At 67.4% G+C, this 25849-nt stretch carries 24 protein-coding genes and 1 riboswitch; of the genes, 10 read left to right on the top strand and 14 right to left on the bottom strand.

The window, feature by feature from the left end; translation table 11 throughout:
• Positions 1-6: 6 nt before the first annotated feature.
• The 11 genes from AACH00_RS13790 to AACH00_RS13840 form a co-directional block, all read right to left on the bottom strand.
• A complete protein-coding gene (locus tag AACH00_RS13790) occupies positions 7-720 on the bottom strand; it encodes an ABC transporter ATP-binding protein (protein WP_341399737.1) in 714 nt (237 codons plus the stop codon).
• Positions 717-1496, bottom strand: coding sequence for an ABC transporter ATP-binding protein (locus AACH00_RS13795; RefSeq protein ID WP_341399738.1), 780 nt, complete (start codon positions 1494-1496; stop codon positions 717-719). Before AACH00_RS13795 ends, AACH00_RS13790 begins: the two co-directional genes overlap by 4 nt.
• Complete coding sequence (locus AACH00_RS13800; RefSeq protein ID WP_341399739.1) at positions 1493-2518, bottom strand: branched-chain amino acid ABC transporter permease; 1026 nt, start codon at positions 2516-2518, stop codon at positions 1493-1495. Before AACH00_RS13800 ends, AACH00_RS13795 begins: the two co-directional genes overlap by 4 nt.
• A 12-nt stretch (positions 2519-2530) precedes the next feature.
• Positions 2531-3448: a branched-chain amino acid ABC transporter permease gene (locus tag AACH00_RS13805; protein ID WP_341399740.1), complete on the bottom strand. Its 918-nt coding sequence runs from the start codon at positions 3446-3448 to the stop codon at positions 2531-2533.
• Positions 3449-3486: 38 nt separating this feature from the next.
• On the bottom strand, positions 3487-4689 hold the full coding sequence (locus AACH00_RS13810; protein ID WP_341399741.1) for an ABC transporter substrate-binding protein: 1203 nt from the start codon (positions 4687-4689) through the stop codon (positions 3487-3489).
• 53 nt (positions 4690-4742) lie between these two features.
• Positions 4743-6350 (bottom strand): AMP-binding protein, encoded by a 1608-nt coding sequence (locus tag AACH00_RS13815; protein ID WP_341399742.1) that lies wholly within the window; start codon positions 6348-6350, stop codon positions 4743-4745.
• 78 nt (positions 6351-6428) lie between these two features.
• Entirely contained in the window at positions 6429-7613 is a 1185-nt protein-coding gene (locus AACH00_RS13820; protein ID WP_341399743.1) for an acyl-CoA dehydrogenase family protein, read from the bottom strand.
• A gap of 19 nt (positions 7614-7632) precedes the next feature.
• The gene (locus AACH00_RS13825) at positions 7633-8505 is read right to left on the bottom strand and encodes an enoyl-CoA hydratase family protein (RefSeq protein ID WP_341399744.1); all 873 of its coding nucleotides are present in this window, start codon (positions 8503-8505) and stop codon (positions 7633-7635) included.
• Positions 8502-9032: a MarR family winged helix-turn-helix transcriptional regulator gene (locus tag AACH00_RS13830; RefSeq protein WP_341399745.1), complete on the bottom strand. Its 531-nt coding sequence runs from the start codon at positions 9030-9032 to the stop codon at positions 8502-8504. Before AACH00_RS13830 ends, AACH00_RS13825 begins: the two co-directional genes overlap by 4 nt.
• Positions 9032-9847, bottom strand: a complete 816-nt coding sequence (locus AACH00_RS13835) for an SDR family NAD(P)-dependent oxidoreductase (protein ID WP_341399746.1) — start codon at positions 9845-9847, stop codon at positions 9032-9034. Before AACH00_RS13835 ends, AACH00_RS13830 begins: the two co-directional genes overlap by 1 nt.
• A 41-nt stretch (positions 9848-9888) precedes the next feature.
• Positions 9889-12225, bottom strand: coding sequence for a bifunctional salicylyl-CoA 5-hydroxylase/oxidoreductase (locus AACH00_RS13840; RefSeq protein WP_341399747.1), 2337 nt, complete (start codon positions 12223-12225; stop codon positions 9889-9891).
• A 359-nt stretch (positions 12226-12584) separates the two neighbouring features.
• Between AACH00_RS13840 and AACH00_RS13845 the strand changes: the two genes are divergently transcribed.
• The 3 genes from AACH00_RS13845 to chrA are packed head-to-tail and all read left to right on the top strand — an operon-like array spanning position 12585 to position 17968.
• Positions 12585-13895: a glycoside hydrolase family 53 protein gene (locus AACH00_RS13845; RefSeq protein ID WP_341399748.1), complete on the top strand. Its 1311-nt coding sequence runs from the start codon at positions 12585-12587 to the stop codon at positions 13893-13895.
• Between the two features lie 44 nt (positions 13896-13939).
• Positions 13940-16588, top strand: coding sequence for a TonB-dependent receptor (locus tag AACH00_RS13850; RefSeq protein ID WP_341399749.1), 2649 nt, complete (start codon positions 13940-13942; stop codon positions 16586-16588).
• Positions 16589-16636: 48 nt separating this feature from the next.
• Positions 16637-17968 carry a chromate efflux transporter gene (gene chrA / locus AACH00_RS13855; RefSeq protein ID WP_341399750.1) on the top strand — a complete coding sequence of 444 codons (1332 nt, stop codon included), beginning with the start codon at positions 16637-16639 and terminating at the stop codon, positions 17966-17968.
• Between the two features lie 4 nt (positions 17969-17972).
• Here the strand turns inward: chrA and AACH00_RS13860 are convergent, their stop codons facing one another.
• Together AACH00_RS13860 and AACH00_RS13865 are read right to left on the bottom strand one after the other, a co-directional pair.
• Complete coding sequence (locus AACH00_RS13860; protein ID WP_341399751.1) at positions 17973-19169, bottom strand: GGDEF domain-containing protein; 1197 nt, start codon at positions 19167-19169, stop codon at positions 17973-17975.
• The gene (locus AACH00_RS13865; protein ID WP_341399752.1) at positions 19169-21298 is read right to left on the bottom strand and encodes an EAL domain-containing protein; all 2130 of its coding nucleotides are present in this window, start codon (positions 21296-21298) and stop codon (positions 19169-19171) included. The genes AACH00_RS13860 and AACH00_RS13865 overlap by 1 nt, the downstream gene beginning before the upstream one ends.
• A gap of 351 nt (positions 21299-21649) precedes the next feature.
• On the opposite strand from AACH00_RS13865, the gene AACH00_RS13870 reads away from it, so the two are divergent.
• The 7 genes from AACH00_RS13870 (at position 21650) to AACH00_RS13900 (ending at position 25519) form a co-directional block, all read left to right on the top strand.
• Positions 21650-22054: a hypothetical protein gene (locus tag AACH00_RS13870; RefSeq protein ID WP_341399753.1), complete on the top strand. Its 405-nt coding sequence runs from the start codon at positions 21650-21652 to the stop codon at positions 22052-22054.
• Positions 22055-22216: 162 nt separating this feature from the next.
• A riboswitch (TPP riboswitch) is annotated at positions 22217-22322 on the top strand.
• Between the two features lie 73 nt (positions 22323-22395).
• On the top strand, positions 22396-22845 hold the full coding sequence (locus tag AACH00_RS13875; protein WP_341399754.1) for a thiamine-binding protein: 450 nt from the start codon (positions 22396-22398) through the stop codon (positions 22843-22845).
• Positions 22846-22990: 145 nt separating this feature from the next.
• A complete protein-coding gene (locus AACH00_RS13880; RefSeq protein WP_341399755.1) occupies positions 22991-23323 on the top strand; it encodes a hypothetical protein in 333 nt (110 codons plus the stop codon).
• Between the two features lie 237 nt (positions 23324-23560).
• Positions 23561-23785, top strand: a complete 225-nt coding sequence (locus AACH00_RS13885) for a hypothetical protein (RefSeq protein WP_341399756.1) — start codon at positions 23561-23563, stop codon at positions 23783-23785.
• A gap of 71 nt (positions 23786-23856) precedes the next feature.
• Positions 23857-24147, top strand: coding sequence for a hypothetical protein (locus AACH00_RS13890; RefSeq protein WP_341399757.1), 291 nt, complete (start codon positions 23857-23859; stop codon positions 24145-24147).
• 68 nt (positions 24148-24215) lie between these two features.
• Positions 24216-24761, top strand: a complete 546-nt coding sequence (locus AACH00_RS13895; protein WP_341399758.1) for a cupin domain-containing protein — start codon at positions 24216-24218, stop codon at positions 24759-24761.
• Positions 24762-24766: 5 nt separating this feature from the next.
• Positions 24767-25519, top strand: coding sequence for a hypothetical protein (locus AACH00_RS13900; protein WP_341399759.1), 753 nt, complete (start codon positions 24767-24769; stop codon positions 25517-25519).
• Positions 25520-25578: 59 nt separating this feature from the next.
• Here AACH00_RS13900 and AACH00_RS13905 read toward each other — a convergent pair whose 3' ends face one another.
• Positions 25579-25815, bottom strand: a complete 237-nt coding sequence (locus AACH00_RS13905) for a hypothetical protein (RefSeq protein ID WP_341399760.1) — start codon at positions 25813-25815, stop codon at positions 25579-25581.
• Positions 25816-25849 lie beyond the last annotated feature (34 nt).

Below are 25849 nucleotides of genomic sequence, written 5' to 3' on the forward strand. Positions count from 1 at the left end.
GCGGTGTCACACGCCGATGTAGCGGTGCCAGAGTTCGGGTTGGGCGGCCAGGCTGGGGGAGTCACCCTGCCAGACGACGCGGCCGCGTTCGATCACGGTGTGCTGGTTGGCCAGCTTCACCAGCCGTTGCACGTACTTGTCGATCACGAGGATGGACTGGCCCGCCGCGCGCAGCGTGTCCAGGCATTGCCAGATGTCTTCGCGGATCAGCGGGGCCAGGCCTTCGGTGGCTTCATCGAGGATGAGCAGGTGCGGGTTGGTCATCAGCGCGCGGCCGATGGCCAGCATCTGCTGCTCACCGCCCGAGAGCTGGTTGCCCATGTTGCGCCGCCGCTCCAGCAGCCGCGGGAACATGGCCCACACGCGGTCCAGCGTCCAGGGCTCGCTCAGGCCATTGCGCCGTGCAGCAAAGGCTTTCAGGTTGTCTTCCACGCTGAGGTTCGGAAAGATCTGCCGGCCCTCGGGCACCACGGCCAGGCCCATGCGGGCGATCCGGTCTGGCGCCAGGCCATCAACCCGCTCACCGAGAAAGCGCACGCTGCCGCCCTGAGGCCGCGTCAGGCCGAGGATGGAGCGCACGGTGGTGGTCTTGCCCATGCCGTTGCGGCCGAGCAGCGTGGCCACGTCACCGCTGCGCATGTGCAGCTGCATGCCGAACAGCACCTGGCTGCTGCCGTAGGCGGTTTGCAGGTCACTCACTTCGAGCAGGGCGGTGCTCATGCGGCGTGCTCCATGTCGTCTCCCAGATAGGCGCGGCGCACGTCGGCGTTCTGCCGGATCTGCGCCGGCGTGCCACTAGCCACCACGCGGCCGAAGACCAGCGCAGAGATGGTGTCGGCCAGCCGGAACACCGCGTCCATGTCGTGCTCCACCAGCAGCAGCGTCATGTCGCCGCGCAAGCCCAGCAGCAGGTTCACCATGCGCTCGGATTCATCCGGCCCCATGCCGGCCATCGGCTCATCAAGCAGCAACAGCCGCGGCTGCGTGGCCAGCGCCAGGCCCACTTCCAGCTGGCGCTGCTCGCCGTGCGACAAGCCGCCGGCGGTGCGGCCCAGCAGCGGGCCCAGGCCCACGCGCTGCGCCACCTCGGCGGCTTCTGCATAGCGCTGTGCTTCAGCCCGGGCACGTGCCCAGAAGCGCAGGCTGCTGCCGCTGCGGGCCTGCACCGCCAGAGCGAGGTTGTCGAGCACGCTCAGGCGCTTGAAGATGCTGGTGATCTGGTACGAGCGCACCAGCCCGCGGTGCACCCGTGCATGCATGGGCAAGGCGATGAGCGACTGGCCATCGAAGACGATGTCGCCGGTATCCGGGGCGAGCGTGCCTGAGAGCTGGTGAATCAGCGTGGTCTTGCCGGCGCCGTTGGGGCCGATGAGCGCATGGATCTCACCGGGCATCACGTCGAGCGTGGCGTGGTCGGTGGCGGTCAGGCCGCCGAAGCGCTTGACCAGCGCCTTCACCTGCAGCAGCGGGGTGGACGTTGAGGACGTTGTGCTCATGGCGCCTCCTTCGTGCGGCCCGAGGCCTTCAGCCACGTTGGCCGCTTCATCAGGCTCATCAGCCCGTTGGAGGCCACCAGCACCACCGCCAGCAGCGCGGCACCGAGGAAGAAGGGCCAGTGCATCGTGTAGTGGCCCAGCACCTCTTCGAGCAGCAGGAACACCACCGCGCCGATCACGCCGCCCCACAGGTGGCCCACGCCGCCCAGGATGACCATGATCATCAACATGCCTGACTGCTGCCACTGCATCAGCGCCGGGCTGACAAAGCCCGACTGGTTGGCCAGCAGCGCGCCGGCCAGGCCCGCCACACCACCCGCCAGCGTGAAGGCGATGTGCTGGTAGCGGCGGGTGTGGAAGCCGACGGCGGCCATGCGGGTGTCGTTGTCGCGGATGGCCTGCAGCGTGTGGCCGAAGCGCGCGTTCAGCAGGCGCCACAGCAGCACCATGGCCCCGGCGCACACGGCCAGCACCACGTAGTAGAAGGTGGTGTCGTTGGCCAGGTCCAGCCCCGGCAGTGGTGCCAGGCTGGAGCGGCCGGGCAGCGACAGGCCGTCGTCACCGCCCCAGGTCTTGAGCGAGACGGCGAGGTAATACAGCATCTGCGCAAAGGCCAGCGTGATCATGATGAAGTACACGCCGCGGGTGCGCAGGCTCACCGCGCCCACCAGCCAGGCAGCCAGCGCCGCCACGCCAAACGCAGCGGGCCAGGCCACCCAGGCTGACATCACGCCGTGCGTCATCAGCACACCCACCGTGTAGGCGCCCAGGCCGACAAAAGCCGCATGGCCGAAGCTGACCATGCCGCCAAAACCCAGGATCAGGTTCAGGCTGGTGGCGGCCAGCGCGAAGATGAGGATGCGGCTGGCCAGGCCGATGTAGAAATCAGCGCCCAGCCAGTTGGCCAGCGGCGGCAGCGCAACCAGGGCCAGCAGCAGCGCCACGGCGCGTGCGCCTTGCAGGCGGTGGTCCAGCGGGCTGGGGCCGTCTTGATGCTGGGTTTGGAGGTGAGGGGTGCTCATGTCGCGGGGCTTTCAACCATGGGCCGGGAACAGGCCCTGGGGCTTCCAGAACAGCACTGCGGCCATCAGCACGTAGATCAGGATGGAGGCCACGGCCGGGCCGGCACTGGCGGCCAGGTCCAGCGGCATCAACTGCTCGAACAGCAGCGGGATGAGCGTGCGGCCGGCGGTGTCGACCACGCCCACCAGCAGCGCACCGACCAGCGCGCCGCGGATCGAGCCGATGCCGCCAATGACGATGACCACGAACGCCAGGATGAGGATGCTTTCGCCCATGCCCACCTGCACCGCCAGCAGCGGGCCCATCAGCCCGCCGGCCACCGCGCACAGCGCAGCACCCAGGCCGAACACGGCGCTGAACAGGCGCTGCACGTTCACGCCCATGGCCTGCGCCATCTCGCGGTTCGAGGCGCCGGCCCGCACCTGCATGCCCAGCCGCGTGCGGGTGACAAGCAGCCACAGCAGCACCGCCACCGCCAGGCCCGCGCCGATGATGAGCAGCCGGTAGGCCGGGTAGAAGAAGCCGGGCAGCAACTCCACCGGCCCGCTGAGCGCCGCCGGCGCGCTGGCCCCGATGGGCTGCGAGCCCCACACGAAGCGCACCGCCTCGTTGCACATCAGCAGGATGGCGAAGGTGCCCAGCACCTGCGAGAGGTGATCGCGCTGGTAGAGGCGCCGCAGCACCACCACTTCCAGCAGCAGGCCGAATGCGGCCGCGCCCACCACGCCGGCCAGCAGGCCGAGCGCAAATGAGCCGCTGGCCGCCGTGGCCGAGGCTACGAGGTAGGCCCCCACCATGTAGAGCGAGCCGTGGGCCAGGTTGATCATGTCCATGATGCCGAACACCAGCGTCAGGCCGGCGGCCAGCAGGAACAGCATCAGGCCGAACTGCAGGCCGTTCAAGGCCTGCTCGAGGATCAGGATGGTCATGGCGCGTTTGGCCTGCTTGCTGCTGGTTCAAAGCGCCTTCACAGCGCCGGCATCTTGCAGCTGGCGGCGTAGGCGTCGGTGTGGTTGGAGAACACCTTGCCCAGCGTGCGGTTGGTGACGCGGCCCTTGCTGTCGCGGGTGATGACGCGCAGGTAGTAGTCCTGGATCGGGTACTGGTTGGTGTTGAACTTGAACGCACCACGCACCGAGTCGAACTTGGCCGCGGCCAGCGCCTTGCGCACCGCGGCCTTGTCGTCGAGCTTGCCCTTCACGTCGCGCACGGCCGCATCAATCATGCGGGCTGCGTCATAGCCCTGCGAGGCATACAGCGAAGGCAGGCGGCCATAGGCCTTCTCGAACTCGGCGACAAACACCTTGTTGGCGGCGTTGTCCATGTCGTGCGCCCACTGCGAGCTGTTGAACATGCCCAGCATCGGGTCACCCACGGCCTTGATGACGTCTTCGTCGGCCGAGAAGCCCGGGCCGAACAGCGTCATGTCCTTCGACAGGCCGGCGCCCACGAACTGCTTGATGAAGTTGATGCCCAGGCCACCCGGCAGGAAGATGTAGACCGCATCGGGCTTGGCCGCACGCAGCTTCGAGATCTCGGCGCCGTAGTCCAGCTGGTTGAGCTGGGTGTAGGTTTCCGAGGCCACTTCGCCCTTGTAGAAGCGCTTGAAGCCGGCCAGCGCGTCCTTGCCGGCGGGGTAGTTCGGCGCGATCAGCGCGACCTTCTTGAAGCCCTTTTCCGTCACCGTCTTGCCCACCGCTTCGTGCAGGTTGTCGTTCTGCCAGGCCACGTTGAAAAAGTACGGGTTGCACTGCTCACCGGCGTATTGCGACGGGCCGGCATTGGCGCTGACGTAGAACGTCTTGGCGGCGAAGGTGGGCGCACCCACGGCCAGCATCACGTTCGAAAAGACCACGCCGGTCATGAAATCGACCTTGTCGCGCTTGACCAGACGGTCCGCCGTCTGGCGGCCCACATCGGGGCTGGCCTGGTCATCGGCCACCACCACCTCAGCGGGCAAGCCGCCGAGCTTGCCGCCGTTGAGCTTCACCGCCAGCTGGAAGCCGTCGCGGATGTCCACGCCCAGGCCGGCCCCCGGGCCCGACAGCGTCGAGAGCAGGCCGATCTTCACGTTGTCTGCGGCCAGTGCCGGGGCGCTGGCGAGTGCAGCTGTGGCGGCCAGTGCCAGCAGGGCTGGCGAAACGATGCGGGAAGTGGGGGAGGTGCGCATGGTTCGTTCCTGTGAGTGAGGGAAGGGGCTGAGGGGCAAAAGACGTCAGGGCATCAAGCCTGCTTCAGGCGGAAGCGTTGCAGCTTGCCGCTCTGGGTGCGGGGCAGGGCATCGGCAAACACCACCGAGCGCGGGTACTTGTAGGGCGCCACGGTGGTCTTGACGAAGTCCTGGAGCATTTTGCGGGTCGCATCGTTGGGCACGTGGCCGGGGCGCAACACCACATGCGCCTCAACGATCTGGCCACGCTCTTCGTCAGGCACGCCGATCACCGCGCACTCGGCCACGGCCGGGTGGGCCAGCAGGGCGTCTTCCACCTCGGGCGCGGCGATGTTGTAGCCGGACGAGATGATCATGTCGTCGGTGCGCGCGTGGTAATGGAAGTAGCCGTCTGCGTCTTGCCAGTACGCGTCGCCGGTGTAGTTCCAGCCGCCCTTCACATAGGCTGCCTGGCGCTTGTCGTTCAGGTAGCGGCAGCCGGTGGGGCCCTGCACGCGCAGGCGGCCCACCTGGCCGGTGGGTGCGGGCTGGTCGTGTTCGTCCACCACCTCGGCGCGGTAGCCCGGCACGGCCACGCCGGTGGCGCCGGCGCGGGCATGGGCCTCGTCGGCCGAGATGAAGATGTGCAGCAGCTCGGTGGCCCCGATGCCGTCGATCAGCGTCAGGCCGGTGGCCTCTTGCCAGAGCGCGCGGGTGGCGGCCGGCAGCGCCTCACCAGCCGAGACGCACTTGCGCAGGGTGCCGCCGCGCAGCTGCTCGCCATGCATGGCCAGCGCGCGGTACGAGGTGGGCGCGGTGAAGACCACGGTGGCGCCGAAATCGAGGATGCCCTGCAGCAGCTGTGGCGGGCTGGCTTTTTCCAGCAGCACCGCGCTGGCACCCACGGCCATCGGGAACAGCAGCAGGCCGCCCAGGCCGAAGGTGAAAGCCAGCGGCGGGCTGCCGATGAACACGTCGTCGGGTGTGGGCCGCAGCACATGCGGCGGCCAGCAGGCGCAGATGGCCATCACGTCGCGGTGAAAGTGCATCGTCGCCTTGGGCACGCCCGTGGTGCCCGAGGTGAAGCCGAGCAGGCAGGTGTCGTCGGCAGCGGTGTCCACGTTGGTCCAGTCGCCGCTCTGCGCGGCCATCGCGGCCTCCAGGCCGGCGCTGGTGGTGTCATGGAAGCAGCGCACGGCCTGCAACATCGGGTGCGCGGCCTGCGCCTGCAGCAGTTCATCAGCCAGCGCGGCATCACACAGCGCATGGCTGATCTGGCCGATGTCGATGATGGCGCCGAGCTCTTTGGCGCGCAGCAGTGGCATGGTGGCCACGGCAATGCCGCCCGCCTTGATCACGCCGAACCAGCAGGCCGCCAGCATCGGGTTGTTCGGGCCGCGCAGCAGCACACGCTGGCCCGGCACCAGGCCCAGGTCGTGCACCAGCACCTGGGCGATGCGGTTGGCCTTGTCCTGCAGTTCGCGGTAGCTCCAGCTCAAGCCCGGCGCGCGCAGGCAGACGCGCTCACCCCGGCCCTCGGCCACATGGCGGTCCAGCAGCTCGGTGGCGCAATTGAGCTGCGCCGGGAACTGCAGCTCGGGCAGCTCGAAGCGGTAGACCGGTTGCTGCTCGGGCGGCGGCAGGTGGCGTTGCGCGAACGTGTCGACATGGGCACTGGGCATGGCGGACCTCGGGTCGGGCGGAGAAGGCGGGGTGGGGCGAGCGGGTGGCGCGTTGTTGCGCGTCGTGGTGCTGTCGGCTCAGGTCGCCACGGCTTTCAGCAACTCGCGGGCGATGATGAGCTGCTGCACTTCGGTGGCCCCTTCGTAGATGCGCAGGGCGCGGATCTCCCGGTAGAGTTTTTCCACTGGCACCTCGCTCACCACGCCCAGACCACCCCACAGCTGCACCGCGGCGTCGATCACCTGCTGCGCGCCTTCGGTGGCCACCATCTTGGCCATGGCTGCTTCCTTGGTCACGGAGCGGCCCTGGTCGCGTTGCCAGGCGGCGCGGTAGGTGAGCAGGGCGGCGCTGTCGATGGTGGTGGCCATCTGGGCCAGCTTGGCCTGGGTGAGCTGGAAGTCTGCCAGCACGCCGCCGAACATCTTGCGGCTGGTGCTGCGTGCCAGGGCTTCGTCCATGGCGCGGCGGGCAAAGCCCAGCGCGGCTGCGGCCACCGAGGTGCGGAATACATCCAGCGTGCGCATCGCCACCTTGAAGCCTTCACCGCCCTCGCCGATGCGCTGGCTGGCCGGCACGCGGCATTGGTTGAAGCGCAGCCGGGCCAGCGGGTGCGGTGCCATCACATTGATGCGCTCGGCGATTTCCAGGCCCGGGGTGTTGGCGTCGACGATGAAGGCCGAGATGCCGCGGGCGCCGGGTGCTTCGCCGCTGCGCGCGAACACCACGTAGAAGTCGGCGATGCCGCCGTTGGAAATCCAGGTCTTTTCGCCGTTCAGCACCCAGTGGCCGCCGTGCTCGCCCGGCTCGTGGGTGGCGCTGCAGCGCATCGCGGCGACGTCAGAGCCGGCCTCGGGCTCTGACAGCGCAAACGCTGCCAGCGCTTCACCGCGGGCCACGCGCGGCAGGTAAGCGGCCTGCTGCTGCGGCGTGCCGGCCAGGCTGATGGCGCCCGAGCCCAGGCCCTGCATCGCAAACGCGAAATCAGCGAGGCCATGGTGGCGCGCCAGGGTTTCGCGGATCAGGCACAGCGTGCGGGTGTCCAGCACGTCAGACGCGCCGCCGTGCGCCACACCGGCCACCGCGTGGCGCAGCCAGCCGGCGTCGCCCATGGCGCGCACCAGGGTGCGGCACTCGGCGTCCACATCGGTGTGGGCATGGTCGTGCAGGTGCTCGCCCGCCCATTGGCTCAAGGCATGAGCCAGCTCATGGTGGGGCTGGTCGAAGAAGGGCCAGTCCAGGCCTTCGGGTGGGCGGTAGGTCATCAGTGCCTCCTGGCGGTGTTCAGTTGCCTTGGAAAACCGGTTTGCTGCGGGCCACGAAGGCCTCGTAGGCGCGGCGGAAGTCCTGTGTCAGCATGCACAGCGCCTGCGCCTGTGCTTCGGCTTCGATCGCCTGGTCCACCGTCATGGCCCATTCCTGGTGCAGCATGGTCTTGGTGATGCCGTTGGCAAAGGTAGGGCCGGCGGCCAGATCGGCGGCCAGGCTGGCGGCGGTGGCTTCCAGCGCTTCAGGGGCCACCAAGCGGTTGAAGAAGCCCCAGCGCTCAGCTTCTTCACCCCCCAGCGATCGGCCGGTGTAGAGCAGCTCACTCGCCCTGCCCTGGCCGATGAGGCGCGGCAGGATGGCGCAGGCGCCCATGTCGCAGCCGGCCAGGCCAACGCGGTTGAACAGGAAGGCGGTCTTGCTGCGGGCGGTGCCCACACGCAGGTCGCTGGCCATGGCGATGATGGCGCCGGCGCCGGCACACACGCCGTCGACAGCGGCGATCAGCGGCTGCGGGCAGCCCCGCATCGCGTTCACCAGGTCGCCCGTCATGCGGGTGAACATCAGCAGCTCGGGCGCCGGCAGGTTGATCAGCGGGCCGATGATCTCGTGCACGTCACCGCCCGAGCAGAAATTGCCGCCAGCGCCCTGCAGCACCACCACATGCACATCGGTGGCGTATTTCAGGGCACGGAACAGGTCACGCAGCTCGGCGTAGGCGTCGAAGGTCAGCGGGTTCTTGCGTTCTGGCCGGTTCAGGGTGATGGTGGCCACGCCGGCCTCGCAGTGCCACAGGAAGTGCTGGGCGGCGTAGCCGGCCAGGCTGCGGCGGTTGCCGGCCACCAGGGCGGGGTCGATGGCCGTGGTGGTGGGCTGATGGGATGTGGTCATGGGGTGTCCTCCGGGGCAGGGCGGGCCAGGTGCACGCGCAGGTGGCCCAGCAGTTCGTAGAGCAGGTCCTTGTTCTGGCTGTCGAAGCCGCTGAACATCTGCGTCAGCCAGGCTTCGTGGTCGGCCGCCATGCGCAGGAATTGCACGCGGCCTTCGGGCGTCAGGCGCACGGTCTGGGAGCGGCGGTCCTGCAGGTCGGCCACCCGCTCCACCCAGCCTTCGGCCACCAGCTGGTCGGTCAGGCCGGTCACATTGCCGCCGGTCACCATCAGGAAGCGCGACAGCGCATTCATGCGCAGGCCGTCGGGGTGGCGTTCCAGCTGGGCCAGATAGTCGAAGCGCGACAGCGTGGTGCCGTGCTGCAGGCGCAGCTGGGTGCGGATGACCTGCTCGATCTGCGTGCTGCACGACAGCAGCCGCAGCCACAGCCGCACATCGAGGTGGTCGCTGGCGTTGGCGCGGCCTTCGCGGCCGATGGCGTCGTCGCCCAGCACTTGCACCAGCTTGAAGTTGCGTGCGCGGCCCATCACATCACCTCGCCGCCACTGACCGACACGTCTTGCCCGGTGATGCTGGCGGCGGCCGGCGTGCACAGCCAGGCCACGGCATCGGCCACTTCCTCGGGTTGCACCAGCCGGCCCTGCGGGTTGGGGCGGGTGAACTCGGCCAACGCCTCGGCGGGGCTGCGGCCGGTCTTGGCCACCACGTTGGCAATGCTGTGGGCCAGCAGATCGGTATCGGTGTAGCCGGGGCACACGGCATTCACGGTGATGCCTTTGCGGGCCAGCTCCAGCGCCATCGCGCGGGTCAGGCCGATGACGCCGTGCTTGGCCGCCACATAGGCGCTGACATAGGCATAACCACGTTGCCCCGCCGTGCTGGCCACGTTCACGATGCGGCCCCAGCCAGTGGCCAGCATGCCCGGCACGGCGGCGCGGCTGCACTGGAAGGTGCCGGTCAGATTGACGGCCAGCATCTGCTGCCAGAGCGCGTCGGTGGTGTGCTGCACCGGGGCGCTCTGGGCCTGGCCGGCGTTGTTGATCAAGATGTGCACCGGGCCGAAGCCGGCGGCCGCCTGCTCGAAGCAGTGCTGCACGGCGGCGGCGTCGGTCACGTCGCAGGGCAGCACCTGGGGGCGCGGGGCCTCGGGGTGTTGCTCGGCGATGGTCTGGGCCAGCGCCTGCAGCGTGTTGGCCTGGCGGCCCACCAGCGTGAGCTGGGCGCCGTCAGCGGCCAGCCGGTGGGCAATGGCGGCGCCGATGCCGCGGCCGGCGCCGGTGATCAGCGCATGACGGCCGTGCAGCGGCTGTGCCTGTGTGGTTGAAGTGTCGGGGTTGCTCATGGGTGCTTGATCGGGGGGCGGCGCCTGCGAGGCCGTTGGCCTCAGCCCCGTGCGCGGGCAAAACCCGCTTCGAGTTGCTGCTTGCCCGAGCGGTAAGGCGCTGGCCAGGCGACGGCGGTGTAGCCGATGCGAGCGGCTTCGGTCAGTGTCCAGGCCGGGTTGGCCAGGTGCGGGCGGGCCACGGCGCACAGGTCGGCACGGCCGGCGCTGATGATGGTGTTGACGTGGTCGGCTTCGCTGATGGCGCCGACGGCCATCGTGGCGATGCCGGCTTCCTGGCGGATGCGGTCGGCAAACGGCGTCTGGAACATGCGCCCAAAGGTGACCTTCTCTCGCTTGCTGACCTGGCCCGACGAGCAGTCGATCAGATCAGCGCCCGCGGCCTTGAAGGCGCGGGCAATCTCCACCGCATCGGCCGGGGTGATGCCGCCTTCCACCCAGTCGTGGGCGGAGATGCGCACCGACATCGGTAGGTGCTCAGGCCAGGCCGTGCGTACCGCCGCAAACACTTCCAGCGGAAAGCGCAGGCGGTTGAGCAGCGAGCCGCCATAGGCATCGGCGCGGTGGTTGGTGAGTGGCGAGATGAAGCTCGACAGCAGGTAGCCGTGCGCGCAGTGCAGCTCCAGCCAATCAAAGCCGGCTTCCGCAGCACGGCGCGTGGCGGCCACGAACTGGTCACGCACCTCGTCCATCTGCGCGCGGGTCATTTCGCTGCTGGTCTGGCTCACGCCTGCCAGGTATTGCTGCGGTGAGGCACTCACCAGCGGCCACGGTGCTTCCGGGTGGCCGGCAGACAGCGTGGCATCAAGGGGTTGGTCGATGCCGTCCCAGCCGCGGCGCGTGGCGCCCTTGGCGCCGGCATGGCCCAGCTGCAGGCCGATCTTCGCGCTGCTGTGCTGGTGCACCCAGTCGACGATGTGAGCCCAGGCGTCGCGCTGCTCGTCGTTCCACAGGCCCGGGCAGCCCGGGGTGATGCGGGCTTCGGGGCTGGTGCAGGTCATCTCGGCCATCACCAGTGCGGCGCCGCCCATGGCGCGGGCACCCAGGTGCACCAGGTGGTGATCGCCGGGCACACCATCCACCGCGCTGTACTGCGCCATCGGTGACACCACCACCCGGTTTTTCAGGGTGACGGAGCGCACGGTGTACGGCGTGAACATCGGCGGCACGGGGGGCAGCGCCGGGTTGGCGGGCAGGCCAGCCTGCTCGGCGAACCAGCGCTCATAGCCTTCGAGCCAGGCGCGGTCGCGCAGGCGCAGATTTTCATGGCTGATGCGCTGGCTGCGCGTCAGCATCGAATACATGAATTGCTCAGGGGGCAGCTGGTCGCAATAGCGATCACCGCACACCTCGAACCATTCCATCGCGTTCCACGCGGCGTTCTGCAGACGCAGGGTTTCGATGCGCCGGGCTTCCTGGTAGTCGTGCAGCACGGCGCCGATGTGCTCGGCGCTGTCACCGTGGCGCTTGAACTGGCGCACCAGCTCGATCGCATCTTCAATCGCCAGCTTGGTGCCCGAGCCAATCGCGAAGTGGGCCGTGTGCACCGCGTCGCCCATCAGCACCACATGGCTGCCGTGGCTGTTTTTCAGCCACCACTGCTCGCACACCACGCGCTGGAAGTTCAGCCAGGCGGAGCCGCGCAGGTGGCGCGCATTGCTCATCAGCGGGTGGCCGTCGAGGGTCTCGGCGAAGAGCTTTTCGCAGAAGGCCACGGATTGCGCGGGGTCGGCCTGATCCAGCCCGTGGGCCTGCCAGACGTGCTCCGGGCATTCGATGATGAAGGTGGTGGTGGTGTCGTCGAACTTGTAGATGTGGGCCTGGAACCAGCCGTGTTCGGTGCGACGGAAGTCAAAGGTGAAGGCGTCGAACAGCTTGTGCGTGCCCAGCCAGATGTAGCGGTTCGGGCGCACCACGATGTCGGGCTTGAACACCCCGGCGTGGCGGGTGCGCAAGCGTGAGTTGATGCCGTCGCTGGCGATGATGAGGTCGGCGTCGGCGTAATCGTCGTCGCTGTCAGCTTCCTGCTCGAACACCAGGCGCACGCCAAGCGCTTCGCAGCGGGCCTGCAGGATGTTCAGCAGCTTCTTGCGGCCGATGCCGACAAAGCCGTGGCCGCCCGAGCGGATGCGGTGGCCCTTGAAGAGCAGCTCGATGTCGTCCCAGTGGTTGAAGGCCTGCTGGATGCTGAGGGCGGTGGTGGGGTCCCACTCGCGCATGTTGTCCATCGTGGCGTCGGAGAACACCACGCCCCAGCCGAAGGTGTCGTAGGGCTTGTTGCGCTCGACCACGGTGATGTCGTGGTTCGGGTTGAGCTGCTTCATCAGCAGGCCGAAATACAGGCCAGCCGGGCCACCCCCTATGCAGACGATCTTCATGTGCCGTGCTCCTTGGTTAATTTAGTTTAGAACTAAAGCAATCGGCTGCAAAGCGCTGCGCAACACCAATTCCTAGGGGTTTGCCTGTGCCCCGGGCTTGGTGGCTTGGTTGATTAAGCGATTAATTAAATTTCCCGAATAATCCTCGGTGCCGTGGGTGGATGGCCGCATTGCTTGTTGCGCCGCCGCAGCAAAATGGCCGTCGTTTGGGTGCAGGGCAGGGGTTTCACGGATGCCGAATTGGCAGCACGGGTTCATACTTCGTTTTAGATTAAACGCTTAACCCACTCCAGCAGGTGGCACTGATGTCACCATCGCCACCCGTCTGCCTGTACCGACTGAACCGTCCGCTGATCCGAATGACCGCAACCACCACCTCCACTGCTCGCACCTGGCTGCCCCGGCTGGCCGTGCTGATGGCCACCTGCACCGGCCTGATGGCCTGCGGCGGCTCGGCGGCGGCAGGGGGCAGCAGCGAGGCCGGCGCGCCGGCGGTTGTGCCAGCGCCCGGCGCGCCGGCTCAGCCCATTCCAGCCAATTTCATCCTGGGTGCCGATGTGTCCTCGCTGGATGAGGTGGAGCGCCTCGGTGGCCGGTTCACCACCGCCGATGGCCGCAGCGGCACGGCCCTGCAGATCCTGCGCGCCAGCGGCATCGGCTGGACCCGCCTGCGCCTATGGCACACGCCCGTGAACGACGCCGACGTGTTCGAAGGCAACCGCCTGGTCTCGCGCCGTGGTGACCCGGTGGGTGGCGGCGACAATGATCTGGCCGTGACGATTCGTCTGGCTCAGCGGGCCCGTGCGCAAGGCATGAAGGTGCTGCTCGACATCCACTACAGCGACTTCTGGGTCGACCCCGGCCAGCAGACCAAGCCGGCCGCCTGGACCAAGCTGCAGGGCGCCGAGCTGGGCCGCGCCGTGCGCAGCTACACCGAAGACGTGCTGCGCCGCATGCATGAAGCTGGCTGTGACCCGGACATGGTGCAGGTGGGCAACGAGGTGAACGGTGGCATGCTGTGGCCTGACGGCAAGACTTGGCAGGAAAAGCCGGGTGAAGTGATTGGCGGCGACGCTGGCTTCGTGGCCCTGCTGCGCGAAGGCATTGCCGGCGTGCGCGCCACCGACGCCCTGCGTGGCGGCCAGCGCCTGCCCGTGATGCTGCATCTGGCCAAGGGCGGCGACAACGAACTCTTCCGCCGTGTGTTTGACCTGTTCACCCGTGAGCAGCTGGACTACGACATCATCGGCCTGAGCTGGTACCCGTATTTCCATGGCCCGATGAGCGGCCTGCGCGCCAACCTGAATGATCTGAGCACCCGCTACAACAAGCCACTCATCGTGGTGGAAACCGCCTACGGCTTCACGCTCGACAACGGTGACGCCGGCGCCAACATCTTCAACGACGAAGCCGCCAAGCTCTCGGGCTACGCCGCCACACCTGAAGGCCAGGCACAGCTGCTGACCGACCTCATCCGCACCGTGGCCGCCGTGCCCAACGGCGCAGGTGTGATGTATTGGGAGCCGGCCTGGCTGCCCGTGGCTGGCTCCGGCTGGCGCAACGGCGACGGCAACAGCTGGGACAACCAGGCCCTGTTCGATTTCAAGGGCCGTGCCCTGCCATCCCTCAATGTGTTCAAGCAGGTGCGGCAAGCCGCCGCCGCGCGCTGATGAGCCTCGATTTCACTGACCGCACAAACAATACGGAGACCCTGATGCAACGCCATCACCTTGCCCACCCTTTGAGTCTGAATGCCGTGGCCCTGGCCGCTGCCGCCGCCCTGAGCGGCCCCGCCTTTGCCCAGCAGGCGGCTGATGCCAATGCGCCGGCCACAACAGTGGTGGTGCAGGGCCAGCGCGCCAGCCTGATGAAGGCCCAGGACATCAAGCGCAGCGCTGAACAGGTGGTCGATTCGATCGTGGCCGACGACATCGGCAAGCTGCCGGACGCCAACGTGGCCGAAGCGCTGCAGCGCATCTCGGGCGTGCAGATCTCGCGCAACCGCGGCGAAGGCGACCGCGTGCAAGTGCGTGGTCTGCAGCAAACCCAGACGCTGCTGAACGGCCGCGTCATCTTCAGCGCCGGCAAGGAACGTGGCCTGTCCTTCCAGGACGTGCCTTCGGAACTGCTGGCGGGTGCTGATGTCTACAAGACGCCCACCGCTGACCAGGTGGAAGGTGGCATCGGTGGCGTGATCGACTTGCGCACCCGTCGCCCGTTCGACTTCGCCGGCTCGAAGCTGGCCGGCACCATCAAGGCCACCAACGCCGACCTGGCCGACAAGAGCAACCTCGAAGGCTCAGCCCTTTACAGCAACCGCTGGCGCCTGGACGGCGGCAGCGAGTTCGGCGCGCTGATCAGCGTGTCGACCCAGAAGCGCAACTACCGCTCTGACACCCAGGAGCTGGACGGCCCCGCGGCCCTGGCCGATGGCTCGGGCGTGTTCGCCCCCACCGGCGAATGGCTGGCCTATGAATACGGCTCGCGTGAGCGCAGCGCCGTCAGCGCCGCCCTGCAACTGCGCCCTGACGCGCGCAGTGAATACACGCTGGACCTGAACCACAGCCAGCTCAACAGCCGCACCAACATCCACGGCTTCTACGCATCGCCGTTCTGGGCCAACTGGTCAGACAGCGCGCAGCAGGGGGCCCTGTGGCCCAAGGGCACGATCACCAAGGACGCCAACGGCAACTTCCAGAAGGGCACCTTCTGGGGCGCCAGCATGAGCACGTCGGGCTCGGTGGCTGACGAAGACACGCGCATCGACCAGCTGGCACTGTCGGGCAAGTGGCGCTTCGACGGCTGGAACCTGCGCTCGGAAATCAGCCACACCGACAGCCGCTATGAGCGCATGTACAACGAAGTGCGCCTCGGCACCTTCGGCGACAGCCCGGCCTTCACCTACGACGTCACCACCAAGCTGCCTTCGGCCTACCCGGAAGGCGCTTCGCTGACCGACCCGGCGCACTACTGGGCTGACAAGACCGTGTACTTCAAGGTGAAGAACACCGGCAAGGAAACCACCGCCCGCAGCGACGCCACCTGGGACCTGAGCGAAGGCACGCTCAGCCGCGTGCGCGCCGGTGTGCGCCTGAGCGACCGCAAGGCCACCAGCGCCGAGATCAACACCATCGACAACATCTGGCGCGATTCCAGCACCGCCATCAGCGGCGCCGTGCCGGGCCTGATGTCGCAGATCGGCGTGATCGGCAACAACGACCTGCTGGCCAAGGCCGGCCAGGGCACGGTGCCCACGCAGTGGCTCAGCGTCAGCAGCTTCGACTGGCTGCGTGATGCGGCCGGCGTGCGCCAGCTGTTCGGCCTGACGGTGCCGGGCTTCGACCCAAGCCAGACCTTCGACTTCAGCGAGCGCAGTGGCGCGCTGTATGTCAGCGCCGACATGGACAGCACCCTGGCCGGCCTGCCGCTGTCGGGCAACATCGGCGTGCGTGCCGTGTCCACCGAAAGCAAGCGCAGCTATGTGCAGGACGTGTCGGGCACCTCGACGCGCTTCAACTCGAAGACGACCGACAACGACTTCCTGCCCAGCCTGAACCTGCGCCTGGAGCTGCAGCGTGACCTGCTGGCGCGCCTGTCGCTGTCCAAGGTGGTGACGCGTCCGAACTTCGACCAGCTGACCCCCAGCCTGAGCCTGAACGTCAACGACAAGACCGGCTTCATCGGCAACCCGAACCTCGGCGAGCTGACGGCCAACCAAGTGGACGCGACGCTGGAGTACTACCTGTCGAAGAGCGACCACGTGTATGGCGCCACCTTTTACAAGAAGGTCAAGGGCTTCATCCAGACCACCAGCTCGCAGGTCAACATCGGTGGCACCACCTACACGATGAGCACCCCGAGCAATGGCAGCGACGGCACCATCCAGGGTCTGGAACTCGGCTACCAGGGCTTCTTCAACCAGCTGCCGGGCGCCTTGCGCGGCCTGGGTCTGCAAGCCAACTACACCTATGTCGACAGCTCGGCCCCGAGCCCGATCAACGGCCAGAAGGCGCCGCTGGAAGGCTTGTCGCGCAACAGCTTCAACCTGGTGGGCATGTATGACCTGGACCAGTTCTCGGCCCGCCTGGCCTACAACTACCGCAGCAGCTATGCGGCCGGTTCGCGCCTGAGCTACCCGTCGAACAACGGCGTGACGGCGATGACCCCGGTGACGATGAAGGGCTACGGCGTGGTGGACGCCTACCTGAGCTATGCCATCACCCCGCAGGTGAAGGTGGCGCTTGAAGCCAACAACATCACCCGCACCGTGCGCCAGAGCGTCTACAGCGCCGTGGGCAACCTGCCGCGCGGCACGTATGTCGACGATCGCCGCTACGCCCTGAGCGTGCACGTGGACCTGTGAGGCCCTGAGACGGTGAGGCGTTGAGCCCGTGCCCTTAAACTCCGGGGCATGAGCGACACCTCACCTTCCAGGCCCACCTTCGGCCAAGCCGCAGCCTATTGGTTGCGGCTTGGCTTTGTCAGTTTTGGGGGGCCTGCAGGCCAGATTGCGCTGATGCACGAGGACCTCGTGGAGCGCAAGCGCTGGATCTCCGAGAAGCGCTATCTGCATGCGCTGAACTACTGCATGGTGCTGCCCGGGCCGGAGGCCCAGCAGCTCGCTACCTACATCGGCTGGTTGATGCACGGCCGCTGGGGTGGCCTGGTGGCGGGCGGCTTGTTCGTGCTGCCGTCGCTGTTGTTGCTCATCGCGCTGACCTGGGTGTACCTGGCCTTCGGGCAGGTGCCGGCGGTGGCGGGGGTGCTGTACGGCATCAAGCCGGCGGTGACGGCCATCGTGGTGTCGGCGGCGGTGCGCATCGGCTCACGCGCACTGAAGAACGCCTGGCTCTGGGGGCTGGCCGCGGCGGCCTTTGTGGCCATCTTCGCGCTCGGCCTGCCGTTCCCCCTGATCGTGCTGGCGGCCGCCGTGGTGGGCTACTTCGGTGGCCGCTTTGCGCCTGATAAATTCGCCGTGGGTGGCGGACACGGCAAGGCGGGCGATTCCAGCGCACCGGCCGTGATCGACGACGACACGCCCACGCCGCCGCATGCGCTGTTCACCTGGGCACGCTTTGCAGGCGTGCTGGGGGTGGGCCTGGGCCTGTGGGCGGTGGCGCTGGGCAGCTTGTGGGCCTGGCTGGGGGCAGACGCCGTGCTCACGCAGATGGGCTGGTTCTTCACCAAGGCGGCGCTCTTGACCTTTGGGGGCGCCTACGCGGTGCTGCCCTATGTGTACCAGGGCGCGGTGGAACACTTCCAGTGGCTGACCGCGCCGCAGATGATCGACGGCCTCGCTTTGGGCGAAACCACGCCCGGCCCGCTGATCATGGTGGTGGCCTTTGTCGGTTTTGTGGGCGGCTGGACGCGGGAGCTGTTCGGGCCGACCGCCCTGCCGCTGGCCGGTGCCGTGGCCGCCTGCGTGGTCACGTTCTTCACCTTCCTGCCCTCGTTCGTGTTCATCTTCCTGGGCGGGCCGTTCATCGAGTCCACCCACGGCAACCTGCGCTTCACCGCGCCGCTTACCGGCATCACGGCCGCCGTGGTGGGGGTCATCGTCAACCTCGCGGTGTTCTTCGCGTACCACGTACTGTGGCCGGCGGGCTGGGGCGGTGCGTTCGAGTGGCCTGCGGCCATCATCGGTGCGGCCGCCGCCTGGGCGCTGTTTCGTGCCAAGTGGAGCGTGATCCGGGTGGTGCTGGTGTCGGGCCTGCTGGGGCTGGCCTGGCAGCTGCTGCGCTGAGGGTTCAGCTGCGCACGCAGTTGCGGCCGGCGGCCTTGGCGTCATAGAGCCGGGCGTCGGCCTGAGCGATCAACGCCTCCAGCGTCTGCCCCGGCCTGAACGCCGCCACGCCCACCGAGGTGGTGATGCGCAGCAGCCCGCCTTCCACGGGGATGGGGGTGTCTGCCAGCGCAACCCGGATGCCTTCTGCCTTGGCCACGGCCGCGCTGAGGCTGGTGGCGGCCAGCATCAGCACGAATTCTTCGCCGCCCCAGCGCCCGGCCATGTCGGTGGCCCGCAGCTGCCCCTTGAACACCTCCGCAGCCACTTTCAGCACCGCGTCGCCAGCGGCGTGGCCGTGCTGGTCATTGACTGCCTTGAAGTGGTCGAGGTCGAGGAACACCACGCAGAACGGGGTGGCGTTGCGCCGCACGCGCGCGGCCTCGCGTTCCAGCTCGCGCATCATCGCGCGGCGGTTCAGGCAAGCCGTCAACGGGTCTATCGAGGCGGCCAGCTTGAGCTGGTGTGATAGCTGCTCCAGCCGGTGGTTGCTGTCGGCCAGTTGGCGGGCCACGTCCTTGCTGATGCGGTTCGACAGCAGGATGCTGCGCACCAGGCGCCCAGTGGTGGCGGCATAGAACTGGCAGAGCAGAAAGAGCGTCAGGCCGCACACGCCGATCTCGCGCGGAATGCTGTCCAGGCACAGCCAGCCCAGCACGCCGGGCAGCACCAGACCGCCGCTGAGGGCGGCGTAGCTCCAGCGGTCGGTGGAGAGGTTGTAGATGCCCAGCACCATGGCCAGTGCCAGTCCCATGCCGTGCAGCAGCATGGTCACCGGGTCAGCGGCTACGTGGGGCAACAGCAGCACGGTGCCCCAGGCGGAGCCGAGCAACAGCAGGTTGCAGCGAACCGCCAGTTTCAGGGGCGCCAGGCCAGGTGTGCGGATGGTGCGTCGCTGCAGGCGCCAGGCCATGGTGCCGTTCAGGCTTTCTATGGCGGCCAGTGTCAGCACCCATGCCAGCAGGATGGGCCCGGGCACCACGTCGCGCAACAGCCAGGCCTGCAAGCCGTACCCCAGGAACGATGTGGACGCCGCCATCAGCATGCGACGGCCGAGCACGCGGTCCAGATCACGGGCGATGGCGGGCAGGTAGTGGTCGAGGTCGGCGGTCTTTTCCGTGGTCAGCGGGTCGGTGCGCAGCAGGCGTTGAACATAGCTCATCAGGTGGGCATCCATGACCGTGGGCCTGACCGTTTCAGGGCCACGCGGTCGAGGTAGGACAGGAACTCGGCGTGGGGCAGGGCGCGGCTGTAGAGCCAGCCCTGGAAGTAATGGCAGCCCAGGCGGTGCAGCACATCGCGCTGGCCGGGGTATTCAACGTACTCGGCCAGCACTGTCACGCCGCGGCTCCGGCCCAGTTGCGCAACGGCGCGAACGATGTCCTGGTTGACGGGCTGGTGCTCGATGTCGCGCGTCAGGCAGCCGTCGAGCTTGATGGTGCGGATGCGGAAGCGCTGCATGTAGAGCAGCGAGGTGCAGCCCATGCCGAAATCGTCCATGGCCAGGTGGAAGCCTTCGCGCTCCAGCGCGGCCAGCGTGGCGTCTGCCTGGGGCGACGACGACACGCGCCGGCCCTCGGTGATCTCCAGTTCCAGATCACCCAGGGCCAGGCCGTGTTTCGCCAGGCTGGCCAGCACGATGCCCACCCAGGCCGGGTCTTCCAGCTGCACGGGCGACATGTTCACGCTGATGGGAAAGCGCAGGGACGAGTGCCGGCGCCACGCGGCCAGATCGGCGCAGGCCTGCTCCAGCACCGAAGCGCCAAGCTGGTGGATCAGATCGCACTCTTCCGCCAGCCGCACGATCACGTCAGGCGGTACCGGCCCGCACAAGGGGTGGTCCCAGCGCAGCAGGGCTTCGGCGCCGATCAGCTGGCCGTCGATGTCGTGTTGCGGCTGGTAGACCACGGTCAGCCGGTTCTGCCCAAGGTGCCGGCGGAAATCAGCTACCAGCGCCCGCGACAGGGTGCCGATCTCGTCGGTTCTTTCCAGAAAGCCGCTGCCCGTGTCGGTGGCGCTGGCCAGGGTGCTGAGGTGAGACTTGATGGCGGCGCGCTGGCGGGCATTGCGTGCGTCCACCAGCCGGCGCACATGGGGGATGTAGATGAGCGTGGAGATGCCCATGCACAGCAGCTGGATGCCCGCGCCCCACCAGCTGCCTGTCATCGCATAGCCCGAGATGAACACCGGGGTGCTCCACACCACGGTGCTGCTGTCGAGCGAGAGTCCCAGCAGGTTCAGCAGGGCTTGCGAGACCACCACGTTCACCACCGGTGCCAGCACGAAGGGCAGCAGCATCAACTGGCTGAAGATGAGCGGCATGCCGAACAGCAGCAACTCGTTCACGTTCAGCAGGGCCGGTGCGATGGAGGCCAGCGCCAGTTGGCGCAGCGGCAGGTCACGCGCTGCCAGCAGGCACGCGAAGATCAGGCCCCAGGTGGCGCCCGCACCGCCGAGGTGGGCAAAGGCATTCACGAAGGCCGGGTTGGCGCGTTCACCGATGTTGGTTTCGCCGGTGGCTGCCACCAGGGCATTGCCCGAATGCTGCGCAAATTCCAGCAACACCTGCCCGCCGTTCAAGCCGCATACCCACATCAGCTGGTTGATCAACGCCAGCGCCACATCCAGCACGGTGCCGGGCGGCCGGTGCGCTTCGATCAGCGCCATCAACGGCCCGCCGAACTGACCGACACCCCACTGCCAGAGCCAGCCACTGAGCTCGAACACGACGTAGATCAGTGGCAGGGCCATGGCAGCAAATTGCGACATGCGCAGCGCGGGCCGCAGTGGCAGGCCGAGCACGGCGAATGTGCTGAGGCGGTCGTGCAGCGGCATCCACCTCGCCGACCAGATGAACAGTTCGGCCGTGCCCACGCCCACCAGAATGCCTTGCAGGATTCGCCCGTAGCCCAGCTCGCGGAAATCCAGGCCGGTGCGGGGCATCACGGCGATGAGAAAGCCGGCGCCGGCAATGGCGGCGATGCTGCCGAGGTTGCGCGCATCGGCGTCCTGCTTGTCGCCGCGGATGGCCAGCACGCGCATGGCAATCACCATGGCCGACATCAGGCCCATGATGCCGGTGGTGGTGTTGAGCAGCGTGCGGGCGGCGGCCAGCATGTCGATGGCCAAGACATGGGTCAGCCAATCGGCGCCCCTGGGCAGGTTCGCCAGGGTGCTGGCCGCCGCGCCGAGCAAGGTCAGCGGCAGCAACGCCACGAAGCCCTCGCGGATGGCCATCAGCCACAGCTCGTGCCGCGGCTCGGGCGCCTCGTTCTGAGGGACTTGGGACACGCTGCCTCCTTCCTTCCGCGCCTGGGGGTGTGTCGACGTGCGCGGAATCAGCTCAAAGGCATCCTAGGGGCCGCTTGCCGGTTGTGCGGGCGCCTGCCAGGAGGCCTTGGGAAAGCATGGCCGACAAGCACGGCATCTGCACGCTGCGTGTGGCGTGTTTGGCGCGAAATGGGAATTTGGTTGCAGAGGAATGAGAGAAAAATATGCGCTCCGCGTCGGCTGCCGTCTTCTGTGCGCGCCTCGCCCTTCTTGCTGAGTTCTCCTCTCGCCATCATGGCCCGAACGAAACAACACCTCCCAATCAAGTTCCGCATTCGTCGTCTGACGTGCTGGACCGCAGCCACAGTGATCGTGGCTGCGGCATGGCCCGCCCCCGTGCAGGCCGCCAGCCTCTATTTGTGCAAGGACTACAGCGGCAATCAGTTCTGGTCGAATGGACATTGCAACCGCAACCGTGCTCACATCGAGCGCATCGTCAGCGTTCCGGACGGCATGCCGTTCGAGGATCAGGTCAGCGTGGCCCGGCGATCGGTGGCTGAGTTGACCCGGCCGCTGCCTGTGGCCAGCCCCGGCGGCATCATCGGCATCCAGAGTGGCCCGGTGCCCGGCAGTGAGCGCGAATGTGATGCACTGCTCGACCGCATCCGCACACTCGACTCGATGCGCCACGAGATCCGCCCACCGCTCTCGCTGGACGAAATCGCGCAGCGCAAGCAATGGGCCGAGGCCCGTCGCGCATCGCTGCGCTGTCGCTGAGCTGTCGCTGAGTCCGCTGCGCGGCAGCCATTCGACGAAGTGGATGTCTGCCACTGCACTGAACTGCTGTGACAAAAAATCCTGCGTCGCAAAGCCTGAAGCCTGCGAACGCGTCCTTAGAATCGACCCGCTTGCACCAGCACCTTCCGGGTGTTTGATGCGGGCATCCGCTGGGGGTGTTGGCCAGGCCGCAAGGTGTGCCGACTGAGAGAGTCCCTTTGAACCTGATTGAGGTAATCCTCGCGCAGGGAAGCACGCTCGAAGGCTCGCCGGCCATTTCTTTCTCGTGCCGGCATGGCAGCCCCGGGCGCTCGCCGACCTGTCATCTGCATGAATTGCACATGGCACATCCAACTTTTTCGCCACTGCGTCGCCTTCGGCGCTCCATCTTGTCTTTGGCCCTGCTGGCCGGCAGCACGGCGTGGGCGCAGCAAGCGCCTTCCGCGCCTGCTGCTCCTGCGGCGCCCAAGCCTGCGCCGGTATCCACCAGCCAGCACATGATCGCGGAGATCCAGGTCATTCCGCGGCCCGTGGGCACGCCTGAAGACCGCTACAAGTACGTCGATGCGGCCATCGCCATCATCCAGGCCTCGGGCCTGCGTTATGAGGTGCATGGCCTGGGCACCGTGGTGGAAGGCCCGGCCGACAAGGTCTGGCTGCTGCTGCAGGCGGTGCACCACGCCACGCTGGAAGCCGGCGCCGAGCGCACGCTGAGCATCATCAAGGTGTCCAGCGGCGCGCAGGCTGGCGGCCCGACGGTGCAGGAGCTGGTGCGCAAGTTCCGCCAGTAAGCGGGTGCGGCGGCGCTGGTCGTTGAGCCCAGCGCCGCCGGACGCGCGGCGCTTTCAGCGGCGACGTTTGTCAGCGGTTTAACATCGCTCGAGCGGTACATGGTGCAGTCAATAGCTTCGATGTGTGGCAATGGCCGCAAGCCCGATGAGCTTCCTCAACTTTTTCCTGTCGCTGCCTGAGCACCAGGTGGCGCCGTACCGGGAGGCGGCGGTTGCCGAGTTGCGAGCCGTTCAGGTGCACAGCTCAGTGGCCCGGTTGGCGTTGGATGCAGAGAAGGCCGAGGTCCTTGATCAATCGGAAACCGTGGCTCATGTCGATCGCCGCATTGAGGCGCTCTACCTGACCCAGATCGTGCGAACTCCGGCAGGCGAGTACTTCCTGCTGAAGACCACGGGCAAGCGTCCGTTCGTCAAACATCTGACGCATGCCATGGCACGCCACCTGCTGGGGCCGAGATATCGACAGCCTGAGGCCTAGCTGCTTGCCATATCCGCCAGATCTCACAGCGCCAATCCGCAGGCGCAGCCATGCTGCGCGAGAGTCAATCGACTCTTCGCAGCCACGCGGATGGATGAGGGCGGGCTAGGAACCAGCCGGCCTGACGTGGCGCTTGGGCGACGCGCAATGCCGCTGTCCATCGGGCTGCGCACTGCTGACCCGTACAGCACAGCACAGTACCGCACCGAACTTCGACCCGCACCACCCTTCAACAACATGGATACGCTCGTTCAGTCATTGCCCGTGGTTCTGGGCTTGCTTGCCTGGGTCTACAGCGGCGTCTGGGCCTATCTTGATGCGCGCAACCGCGGCAAGCCACCGCTTTTTGTGGCCCTGCTGGTGATGGTCGTGGCCTGGCCGCTGGGCATCGTCATCTGGATCGTGTTGCGGCCTGAAAAACGGCCACCGCCGTTCAACCTCGACGACTACCGGGTGCAGTGATTTGGCGCTGTGATCGGCCGCCTTGGCCGGTGGCATCATGCGCGCACCGCCACCCACCACCGAGTGCCTTCGTGAACCTTCGTCCAACCCTGTTGACCGCCGCTATCGCCGGCGTGGTGGCTGCCCTGGCCTGGCCCTTGGTGTGGGCCAGATTTGGTGGGCCGGGCGCTGCGGGCGGGGTGGAGCTCATCGTGGCCACCTTGCTGGTCATTGCATTGCCGGCCCACGCCTTCGTGGTGGGCTTTGTGCGCGCTGAGCCCGTGTCCGCCGGCACGATCGACACCGCGCTGCTCAAGCGCATCGGTGCGTGGCTGGCTGCTGCGGTGGTTGTCACCTCGCTGCGCGATCTGCTCGGGTTCTGACAGCTTCGCATCAACGCGGCGGCATCGCCCGATCCTCCGCAACCCACCCATGCAGCAAAATCCGCTGCATGAGCCAGCGCCCTTCCTTCATCATCTCCGCCGCCGATGTGGCGCCCTACACCCACGTCTATCCGCAAAGCGATGAGCCGATGGGGCCGTCCGTCAGCTTGGGGCGTGCGGCCGGTCTGGCCCGGCTGGGGGTGAACCTGCAGCGCTTGCCGCCGGGCAGCCGCTCGTCGTGGCCGCATGCCGAGTCGGACGAGGAAGAGTTTGTCTACGTGGTCAGCGGGCAGGTGGGCGCCTGGATCGACGGGCACCTGCACCCGATGGTGGCGGGCGATTTTGCGGCCTTCCCGGCGGGCACCGGCATCAGCCACTGCTTCATCAACAATTCAACCGAAGACGTGGTGTTGCTGGTGGGCGGCGAGGCCGCGAAAGCCACCAACCGCATCACCTACCCGCTGAACCCGTCGCGCCGTGCAGATCTGCGCCCGGAAGACTGGTGGGCCGATGCTCCGGCCGAGGCCCTCGGCCCGCACGACGGCCTACCTGATGCCCTGCGCGCTGCCTCGGCGGCTGTGGCGGCTGTGGCGAACAACCCCGACAAGGCCTGAGCCCCATGAACCGATTTGAGTCTGAACTGGCGCGCCTCTTCTTGCTGCCTTCGCCAGAGGGCGTCGCAGCAGTGCCGGCAGGTGCCGTGCGCGCTGCCTTGCTGGAGCTCTCAAGGCCGGCACGCTGGGGTGAGCTGGCGGCCGTGTGGCAAGGCGTGCAGGCTGATCTGGACTTGCCGGCACCGGCCATTGCCGTGTCGGGTGTTGACGGCATGCAGCTGTGGTTCTCGTTTGCCGAGCCCGTGGCGGCCTCGCAGGCCGTGGCCTTGCTCAAGGCGCTGCGCCAGCGCTACCTGGCCGATGTGGCCACCGACCGCGTTCGCATGGCGGTGTCGCCCGAGCACCTGCCCGTCAAAGAGGTGCGTGCGGGTTGCTGGTCGACTTTCGTGGCGCCTGACCTGGCCCCGATCTTCAGTGACGAGCCTTGGCTCGACACCCCGCCCAGCCCCGAGGGCCAAGCCGATGTGCTGGTGCGCCTGCGCAGCATCACGCCGCCAGCGTTCCGGGCTGCGCTGGCGCGGCTCGATGAGCACTTGAACCCGCCCGGCGCTGAAGCTGCGTTGCAGCCTGATCAGGCCAAGTCAGCGGGAGCGGCCGTGGCGGCATCAACTCATCAAGCTGCGGGTTCAACCGGGCTGGCTGGCGCTGCAGTGCACACCAGTGCCCGCGAGTTCTTGCTGGCGGTGATGAACGATGCGGGTGTCGACATGGCCCTGCGCATTGAGGCGGCCAAGGCCTTGTTGCCGGACGAGCGGTGAAACTCAGTGCTGGAACTCAGTGCTCAAAGTGAGCGCTGAAACAGCACCGCCCGAAGCGATCAGCAGCGGCCTGAGCGGCGGCTACGCGGTTGCAGCTTGTCCAGCTCGGCGAATTGCTGCTTGAGCAGCAGCAGCAGCGAGCGCGCGTCTTCCACCGACAAGCTGACATGGGTGGACGGCACCTTGTCTTCGCGCACAGGGCGGGGCAATACCAGGGCATCGATACCGATGTCGATCAGGCCGTTGTTGTGGCGCAGCGACTTCAGGCGTTGCACTTCGATGTCGTAGGTTTTCACGCGCGTTCTCCGGGGTAAGGCAACCCGCGATTAT

It is taken from the genome of Ideonella margarita (assembly GCF_038066635.1).
Classification (GTDB): Bacteria; Pseudomonadota; Gammaproteobacteria; order Burkholderiales; family Burkholderiaceae_C; genus Ideonella; species Ideonella margarita.

Bases quoted from the DNA above. Each gene is read 5' to 3' on its own strand.
- AACH00_RS13790 (WP_341399737.1), bottom strand. From the start codon at position 720: ATGAGCACCGCCCTGCTCGAAGTGAGTGACCTGCAAACCGCCTACGGC.
- AACH00_RS13795 (WP_341399738.1), bottom strand. From the start codon at position 1,496: ATGAGCACAACGTCCTCAACGTCCACCCCGCTGCTGCAGGTGAAGGCG.
- AACH00_RS13800 (WP_341399739.1), bottom strand. From the start codon at position 2,518: ATGAGCACCCCTCACCTCCAAACCCAGCATCAAGACGGCCCCAGCCCG.
- AACH00_RS13805 (WP_341399740.1), bottom strand. From the start codon at position 3,448: ATGACCATCCTGATCCTCGAGCAGGCCTTGAACGGCCTGCAGTTCGGC.
- AACH00_RS13810 (WP_341399741.1), bottom strand. From the start codon at position 4,689: ATGCGCACCTCCCCCACTTCCCGCATCGTTTCGCCAGCCCTGCTGGCA.
- AACH00_RS13815 (WP_341399742.1), bottom strand. From the start codon at position 6,350: ATGCCCAGTGCCCATGTCGACACGTTCGCGCAACGCCACCTGCCGCCG.
- AACH00_RS13820 (WP_341399743.1), bottom strand. From the start codon at position 7,613: ATGACCTACCGCCCACCCGAAGGCCTGGACTGGCCCTTCTTCGACCAG.
- AACH00_RS13825 (WP_341399744.1), bottom strand. From the start codon at position 8,505: ATGACCACATCCCATCAGCCCACCACCACGGCCATCGACCCCGCCCTG.
- AACH00_RS13830 (WP_341399745.1), bottom strand. From the start codon at position 9,032: ATGGGCCGCGCACGCAACTTCAAGCTGGTGCAAGTGCTGGGCGACGAC.
- AACH00_RS13835 (WP_341399746.1), bottom strand. From the start codon at position 9,847: ATGAGCAACCCCGACACTTCAACCACACAGGCACAGCCGCTGCACGGC.
- AACH00_RS13840 (WP_341399747.1), bottom strand. From the start codon at position 12,225: ATGAAGATCGTCTGCATAGGGGGTGGCCCGGCTGGCCTGTATTTCGGC.
- AACH00_RS13845 (WP_341399748.1), top strand. From the start codon at position 12,585: ATGACCGCAACCACCACCTCCACTGCTCGCACCTGGCTGCCCCGGCTG.
- AACH00_RS13850 (WP_341399749.1), top strand. From the start codon at position 13,940: ATGCAACGCCATCACCTTGCCCACCCTTTGAGTCTGAATGCCGTGGCC.
- chrA (WP_341399750.1), top strand. From the start codon at position 16,637: ATGAGCGACACCTCACCTTCCAGGCCCACCTTCGGCCAAGCCGCAGCC.
- AACH00_RS13860 (WP_341399751.1), bottom strand. From the start codon at position 19,169: ATGAGCTATGTTCAACGCCTGCTGCGCACCGACCCGCTGACCACGGAA.
- AACH00_RS13875 (WP_341399754.1), top strand. From the start codon at position 22,396: ATGGCACATCCAACTTTTTCGCCACTGCGTCGCCTTCGGCGCTCCATC.
- AACH00_RS13880 (WP_341399755.1), top strand. From the start codon at position 22,991: ATGAGCTTCCTCAACTTTTTCCTGTCGCTGCCTGAGCACCAGGTGGCG.
- AACH00_RS13885 (WP_341399756.1), top strand. From the start codon at position 23,561: ATGGATACGCTCGTTCAGTCATTGCCCGTGGTTCTGGGCTTGCTTGCC.
- AACH00_RS13895 (WP_341399758.1), top strand. From the start codon at position 24,216: ATGAGCCAGCGCCCTTCCTTCATCATCTCCGCCGCCGATGTGGCGCCC.
- AACH00_RS13900 (WP_341399759.1), top strand. From the start codon at position 24,767: ATGAACCGATTTGAGTCTGAACTGGCGCGCCTCTTCTTGCTGCCTTCG.